Origin of the sequence: Roseomonas sp. TAS13 (assembly GCF_001950415.1) — a bacterium.
Lineage (GTDB): Bacteria > Pseudomonadota > Alphaproteobacteria > Acetobacterales > Acetobacteraceae > Roseomonas > Roseomonas mucosa.
Map to the genome: position 1 here is coordinate 1 of NZ_BDLP01000255.1, position 6372 is coordinate 6372.

The 6372-nt window shown below is 69.0% G+C and carries 8 protein-coding genes; 6 read left to right on the forward strand and 2 right to left on the reverse strand.

Annotation, left to right across the window (positions count from 1 at the left end):
- The 5 genes from ROTAS13_RS27280 to ROTAS13_RS17195 form a co-directional block, all read left to right on the forward strand.
- On the forward strand, positions 1-679 hold a 679-nt coding region (locus tag ROTAS13_RS27280; RefSeq protein WP_216348673.1), incomplete at its 5' end, for a hypothetical protein.
- A 22-nt stretch (positions 680-701) separates the two neighbouring features.
- Positions 702-2096 (forward strand): dihydrolipoyl dehydrogenase, encoded by a 1395-nt coding sequence (gene lpdA, locus ROTAS13_RS17180; RefSeq protein WP_075822946.1) that lies wholly within the window; start codon positions 702-704, stop codon positions 2094-2096.
- Positions 2097-2103: 7 nt separating this feature from the next.
- Positions 2104-3243, forward strand: coding sequence for a lipoyl synthase (gene lipA, locus ROTAS13_RS17185; protein WP_226946089.1), 1140 nt, complete (start codon positions 2104-2106; stop codon positions 3241-3243).
- Positions 3243-3731, forward strand: a complete 489-nt coding sequence (locus ROTAS13_RS17190; protein WP_075822947.1) for a type II toxin-antitoxin system RatA family toxin — start codon at positions 3243-3245, stop codon at positions 3729-3731. Before lipA ends, ROTAS13_RS17190 begins: the two co-directional genes overlap by 1 nt.
- Before the next feature lie 131 nt (positions 3732-3862).
- Entirely contained in the window at positions 3863-4507 is a 645-nt protein-coding gene (locus tag ROTAS13_RS17195) for a glutathione S-transferase family protein (protein WP_075822948.1), read from the forward strand.
- A 4-nt stretch (positions 4508-4511) separates the two neighbouring features.
- On the opposite strand, the gene ROTAS13_RS17200 is transcribed toward ROTAS13_RS17195, so the two are convergent.
- Positions 4512-5207 carry an LrgB family protein gene (locus tag ROTAS13_RS17200; protein WP_019460301.1) on the reverse strand — a complete coding sequence of 232 codons (696 nt, stop codon included), beginning with the start codon at positions 5205-5207 and terminating at the stop codon, positions 4512-4514.
- Positions 5197-5640 (reverse strand): CidA/LrgA family protein, encoded by a 444-nt coding sequence (locus ROTAS13_RS17205; protein WP_019460300.1) that lies wholly within the window; start codon positions 5638-5640, stop codon positions 5197-5199. Before ROTAS13_RS17205 ends, ROTAS13_RS17200 begins: the two co-directional genes overlap by 11 nt.
- A gap of 102 nt (positions 5641-5742) precedes the next feature.
- Here ROTAS13_RS17205 and ROTAS13_RS17210 point away from each other — a divergent pair, with 102 nt between their 5' ends.
- On the forward strand, positions 5743-6348 hold the full coding sequence (locus ROTAS13_RS17210) for a LysR family transcriptional regulator (protein ID WP_083755584.1): 606 nt from the start codon (positions 5743-5745) through the stop codon (positions 6346-6348).
- Positions 6349-6372: the final 24 nt, after the last annotated feature.

Here is a 6372-nt window from a genome sequence, read left to right on the forward strand (position 1 = left end):
CCTTTACGGTGGAGCTGTGCGTAGATGTGATCAAGAGACAGGGATGATCCGCAACGGGCTCGTGCTCGGCCACTTCGCCCTGAGCGCCGGCTACGGCCCCGCCGTGCTGGTCGAGCGCCTGTCCTACAACGACATGACGGCACGCCAGCTCCTGGCCTCCTTCCTCTACTGGCTGCCGGATTTCGGCGACAACCTCGCCACCGCCCTGTTCGGCCGGGACACGGTCTGGCCGCTCGACTGGGACCGGCCCGGCAGCTTCTACGACCTGGGCCAGCAGCACCGCGAGACGGCCCTGGCGCTGTCCGGCGGCATCGACGCGCATTTCGCCGCGATCGTGCGGGAGGGCATCCTGCTCCACCCGTTCTGGCACGCGCTGACCACGCTCTCCCTCGCCTGGAGAGGGCTGTGGATCGGCCGCTACTGGGGGATCGGCATGGTCCTCCTGGCGCCCTTCGGCCTTGCCGCCGCGCGCCGCGCCGGCCGGCTGACGCCGCTCCTGCTCTACGCCGCGCCCGCCTGGATCATGCTCCTCGTCCATGCCGGGGCCTCGGTGAACCAGGAACGCTACAACCTCGCCCTGATGCTCGGCGGCGCCATTGCCGCGGCCTGGGGAATCCTCTCACTCGCGGCCCGGCGGATGCCGGCGCTGCGCCGCCTGCCGGGTCTGGCGGCGGGCTGATCACACGGAAGGACAAGAACCGATGGCCGAGCAGTTCGACCTGGTGGTGGTGGGCGGTGGCCCCGGCGGCTATGTCGCGGCGATCCGCGCGGCGCAGCTGAAGATGAAGGTGGCGCTGGTGGAGCGCGAGAACCTGGGCGGCATCTGCCTCAACTGGGGCTGCATCCCGACCAAGGCGCTGCTGCGCGCCAGCGAGATCAACCACCTGCTGCACACGCTGGATGCCTATGGCTTCGCCGCCGACAATATCCGCTTCGACTTCCAGAAGGTGGTCAAGCGCTCCCGCGCGGTCGCCTCGCAGCTCTCGGGCGGCGTGAAGCACCTGCTGAAGAAGAACAAGGTCACGGTCTTCGACGGCCATGCGAAGCTGGCGGGGCCGGGCAGGCTCTCGGTGGCCAAGGACGGCAAGCCGGTCGCCGAGATCCAGGCGAAGCACATCGTGCTCGCCACCGGTGCCCGCGCCCGCGTCCTCCCCGGCATCGAGCCGGACGGCAAGCTGGTCTGGTCCTACCGCGAGGCCCTGGTGCCGCAGGAGATGCCGAAGTCGCTGGTGGTGATCGGCTCCGGCGCCATCGGCTCGGAATTCGCCTCCTTCTACCTGAACATGGGCGCCAAGGTGACGCTGATCGAGGCGCTGGACCGCATCCTGCCGGTCGAGGATGCCGAGGTCAGCGCCTTCGTGCAGAAGGCCTTCCAGAAGCAGGGCATGACCGTCCTGGCCGGCGCCAAGGTGCAGGGCGTGAAGAAGGGCGCCGACAGCGTGACCGTCACGGTCGAGGCCGGCGGCAAGACCCAGGAGATCACCGCCGACCGGCTGATCTCGGCGGTCGGCATCGTCGGCAATGTCGAGGATCTCGGCCTGGAAGGCACCAAGGTGAAGGTGGAGCGGACCCATGTGGTCACCACCGGCTTCGGCGAGACCGGGGAGCCCGGCGTCTACGCCATCGGCGACCTGACCGGCGCGCCCTGGCTGGCGCACAAGGCCAGCCACGAGGCCATCGCCTGCATCGAGGCCATCGCCGGCGGCCATCCGCACAAGATGGACACGAACAACATTCCGGGCTGCACCTATTGCCGCCCGCAGGTCGCCTCGGTGGGGCTGACCGAGGCCAAGGCCAAGGAGGCCGGGCACGAGGTGCGCGTCGGCCGCTTCCCCTTCATCGGCAACGGCAAGGCGATCGCGCTGGGCGAGCCCGAGGGCTTCATCAAGACCGTCTTCGACAGCAAGACCGGGGAGCTGCTGGGCGCCCACATGGTCGGGCCCGAGGTGACGGAGATGATCCAGGGCTATGTCATCGCCAAGACGATGGAAACCACCGAGCAGGAGCTCATGGACACGATCTTCCCCCATCCCACGGTCTCGGAAGCCATGCATGAGTCGGTGCTTGATGCCTATGGCCGCGTGATCCACATCTAGGGACGTCATGGCCAACCGTATCCTGGTGGACCACCGCGCCGGCGGCGCGGTGCAGCGGAGCGGCGAGGCGGCAGCGGCCGTCATCGCCCCCACCCCGAACGAGGAGGTGCGCGCCGCGCTGGCGGCGCGCGAACCCTCGCCTGTGCCGCCGCGCCCGGCCATCCCCTCGGCCGCAGTTCCCTCCGCGGCCGCTCTGCGCCATCCGGAGAAGGCGCACCGGCCGGACAACCCGATCAAGCGCAAGCCGGAATGGATCCGGGTCAAGGCCCCGACCCATCCGGTCTATCACGAGACGCGCGAGTTGATGCGCGACAACAAGCTCGTGACGGTCTGCGAGGAAGCCGCCTGCCCGAATATCGGGGAGTGCTGGTCCAAGCGCCACGCGACCATGATGATCATGGGCGAGATCTGCACGCGCGCCTGCTCCTTCTGCAACATCACCACCGGCATGCCGAAGCATCTGGACGCGGACGAGCCGCGCCGGGTCGGCGACGCCGTGGCCAAGCTCGGCCTCCAGCACGTCGTCGTCACCTCGGTGGACCGCGACGACCTGAAGGATGGCGGCGCCCGGCATTTCGCCGAGACCATCGGCGCCATCCGCCGCGCCGCGCCGGACACGACCATCGAGATCCTGACCCCCGACTTCCTGCGCAAGGACGGGGCGCTGGAAGTGGTGGTCGAGGCGAGGCCGGATGTCTTCAACCACAATCTGGAGACGGTGCCGAAGCTCTATCCGAGCATCCGCCCCGGCGCCCGCTACTTCCACTCGCTCCGCCTGCTGGACCGGGTGAAGGAGCTGGACCCGATGATCTTCACAAAGTCCGGTATCATGGTCGGGCTGGGCGAGACCCGGGTCGAGGTGCTGCAGGTCATGGACGACATGCGCTCGGCTGAGATCGACTTCCTGACCATCGGCCAGTACCTGCAGCCCACGGTCAAGCATGCCGCCGTGGACCGTTTCGTGGAGCCGGCGGAGTTCGAGGACTATGCCGCCATGGCGCGCTCGAAGGGCTTCCTGCTGGTCTCGGCCACGCCGCTGACCCGTTCCTCCTACCACGCCGACCGTGACTTCGCGGCGCTCCGGGCCGCCCGCGAGGCCCGGCTCGGGATGCAACCGGCCGGGCAGGGGGCGCGTTCGGCCGTCTGATGCCGACCCATGCAGAAAAGAGGCTGCTCCGGTACACGCCGCAGCAGATGTTCGATCTGGTCGCGGATGTCGGCCGGTACCCGGAATTCCTGCCCTGGTGCGTGGGCGCAAGGGTCATTTCGGGCGACGAGAAGAAGCTGGTGGCCGATCTGACCATCGGCTTCAAGATGTTCCGCGAGACCTTCCGCTCCCAGGTCACGCTGGACCGGCCGGACCATGTCCAGGTCGAATACCTGAATGGTCCCTTCCGCTACCTGAACAACCAGTGGCGCTTCCGGCCCGTGCCGCAGCCAGGCGGCGGTACGGGCTGCGAAGTCGACTTCTTCGTGGATTTCGAGTTCCGCTCACGCCTGCTCCAGGCGGTGATCGGCACCGTCTTCGGTGAGGCGGTGAGGCTGATGGTCCGGGCCTTCGAACGCCGCGCCATGGCCCTCTATGGCCGCCCCGGCGTCACCCAGCCGCGTGGCGAGCCGCAGCCGATCAGCTAGAAAACAATAGGATCAGCAGGTTGGAGGCGTTTCCTGACTGCTTTCTTGAAGCCTCCATGAAGCGGGCTGATACGGGGCATCAGGTTTTCTGACTCGCCTCCGCCGCGCTTCCGGGCGCAGCGTCACGGGTCATGGAACCCTATATCCTCTACGGCGACCGCCGCTCCGGCTCCTGCACCGCGGAAATGGCCCTGGCGGAAATCGGTGCCCCCGTGGAGTTGCGTCCGGTGCCCCTGGAAGGCGACCATCAGCTCTCCGACGAATATCGCAGGATCAACCCGATGGGCCGTGTTCCTGCGATGCTGCTTCCGGATGGAACGGTGCTGACGGAGAGCCTCGCCATCCTGCTGACCCTGGCGGACCGGCACCCCGAAGCGGCCCTTCTGCCGCCGCCCGGCGATCCGGCACGCGCCCGGGCCCTGCGCTGGATGGCGCTGGCCGCCGGGGAATTCTATCCGCACGTGACCCGCGTCGATTATCCGGAGCGCTTCAGCGCCGATCCGTCCCATGCCCTTGCCATCCGCGAGCGCGCGCGCGAGATGGGACGGGAGATCTGGCTTCTGGTGGAGCGGGAGGCGAGGCCGGACCCCTTCATCCTGGGATCGCGCTTCTCGGCGGCGGATATCTATCTCTCGGTCCTGACCCGCTGGATGGGCGGGAAGGACTGGATACCGGCCCACTGCCCGAGGCTGGAGGCGCTGACCCGGGCCGTGGCGGCGCGCCCCGGCGCCGGACCGGTCTGGCGGAAGCACTTCCAGCCGGGCGGCGCCGGCTGAGCCATCACCCCATCAGGGCGGCGACCCCCACCGCCACCAGCACGTTGAGCAGCCCCGCCAGCACCATCACCGTGCTGGCCACGGAACCGTCCTGCGCCGAAAGCTGGTAGGCCCGCCCGACGCCGGCGCCATGCGCGCCCATGCCGAGCATGGCACCGCGCGCGAAGCCGCTGCGCAGGCGCAGCAGGCGGATCAGCGCCGGCCCGATCGTGGCGCCGAAGATGCCGGTGATGGCCACGAAGCTGGCGGTGATGCCGGGGACGCCACCGATCTCCTGCGAGGCGATCATGGCGAAGGGCGTGGTCACGGAGCGCGGAAAGAGGCTCAACTCCATGGTCGGCGAGAAGTGCAGCAGATGTGCCATCGCGGCCGAGACGGCGACGGACAGCACGCTGCCCGCCAGCACTCCGGCCGTCAGCACCGGCCAGTAGCGTCGGATCAGCGCCCGCTGGTCGTAGATCGGCAGCGCGAAGGAGATGGTCGCCGGCCCCAGCAGCGCCCCCAGCCAGGCGGTGCCGCCGAGATAGGTCCGGTAGTCCGAATGGGCCATCGGGATCAGCACCAGCAGCGAGACCCAGGTGAGCAGCAGCGGCGAACTCCACCATGCCAGGAAGCGGCGGTGCAGGGCTCGGCTGCCCGCATAGATCGCCAGCGTCGCCAGCAGCCAGGCCAGGGCGGCGAGGGGATGCTCAGGCCACATGATGCCCGTCCCGGAGAGTGCCTTCGCGCGCCTCGGCCCGCTCGATGGCGCGGATGCAGAACTCCACCACCAGCCCGGTCCCCGCCATCACGGCCAGCGTGCCGGCCACCACGGAGAGCAGCACCAGCAGGCCGTCGCGGCTGAGGAATTCCGGATGGTCCAGCAGCGCCAGCATGGGCGGCACGAAGAAGAGCATCAGGTGGTCCTGCAGGACCAGCGCGCCACGTCGCAGGCTTTCCGGCCGCATCAGGCGGGAGGCGAGGAGCACCAGCACGAGCCCCAGGCCCAGGATGGTGCCGGGCAGGCCGATCCCCGTCCGCTGCACCAGTTGCCCGCTGACCCAGGAGACCAGGACGAAGAAGCCGGCCTGGAGCCACCAGCGCTTCTGGAACTCGTGCCGCAAGGGTCCTGCGAGGTTGACGGGGATGCTCATGGCTGATGTCCGCTGGGGCGTCGGAGGCAGAAAGATAGGCCGCGCCGCAGCATACCCAAAATGAATTGCTGGAATTCAGCCCATTCCGATACAGAATAGGGTATGGACCTGCGCGCCCTCCGGGCCTTCGTCGAGGTCGTGCGGCGCAACGGCTTCTCCGCCGCCAGCCGCGAGATCTTCGCGAGCCAACCCACCGTCAGCAAGGCCGTCCGCCAGTTGGAGGACGAGGTGGGCCTCGACCTGCTGCACCGCCTGCCCCATGGGGTGAGGCCCACGGAGGCCGGGGAGGTCGTGCTGCGCCATGCCCAGGCCATGCTGGCCAGCCGCGACACCATGCTGGCCGAGCTGGACGCGCTGCGCGGGCTGACGCGCGGCCACCTGCGCCTGGGGCTGACCCCCTTCGGCAGTGCCGCGCTCTTCGCGCCGCTGGTCGGGCGTTTCCGGGCCGCGCATCCGGACATCACCATCGCCCTGCTGGAACAGGGCTCGCTGACTCTGTCGGAAGCCGTGCTGGGCGGGGAGATCGAGATGGCCATGGCCATTCTGCCGATCGCCGCGGGGCTGGAATGGCAGCCGGTCTGGGACGATCCGCTGGTCGCCCTGCTGCCGGAGGGCGACCCGCTTTCCGGCCGGGAGGCGATCCGGCTGGAGGAGCTGCGCGACCGGCCGCTGATCCTCTTCGAGACCGGCTTCGCGCCTGTCTCTTGATCACATCTACGCACAGCTCCACCG

Excerpts from the sequence above, each read along its gene's own strand:
- lpdA (WP_075822946.1), top strand. The coding sequence starts at position 702 with ATGGCCGAGCAGTTCGACCTGGTGGTGGTGGGCGGTGGCCCCGGCGGC.
- ROTAS13_RS17210 (WP_083755584.1), top strand. The coding sequence starts at position 5,743 with ATGGACCTGCGCGCCCTCCGGGCCTTCGTCGAGGTCGTGCGGCGCAAC.
- lipA (WP_226946089.1), top strand. The coding sequence starts at position 2,104 with ATGGCCAACCGTATCCTGGTGGACCACCGCGCCGGCGGCGCGGTGCAG.
- ROTAS13_RS17200 (WP_019460301.1), bottom strand. The coding sequence starts at position 5,207 with ATGTGGCCTGAGCATCCCCTCGCCGCCCTGGCCTGGCTGCTGGCGACG.
- ROTAS13_RS17205 (WP_019460300.1), bottom strand. The coding sequence starts at position 5,640 with ATGAGCATCCCCGTCAACCTCGCAGGACCCTTGCGGCACGAGTTCCAG.
- ROTAS13_RS17195 (WP_075822948.1), top strand. The coding sequence starts at position 3,863 with ATGGAACCCTATATCCTCTACGGCGACCGCCGCTCCGGCTCCTGCACC.
- ROTAS13_RS17190 (WP_075822947.1), top strand. The coding sequence starts at position 3,243 with ATGCCGACCCATGCAGAAAAGAGGCTGCTCCGGTACACGCCGCAGCAG.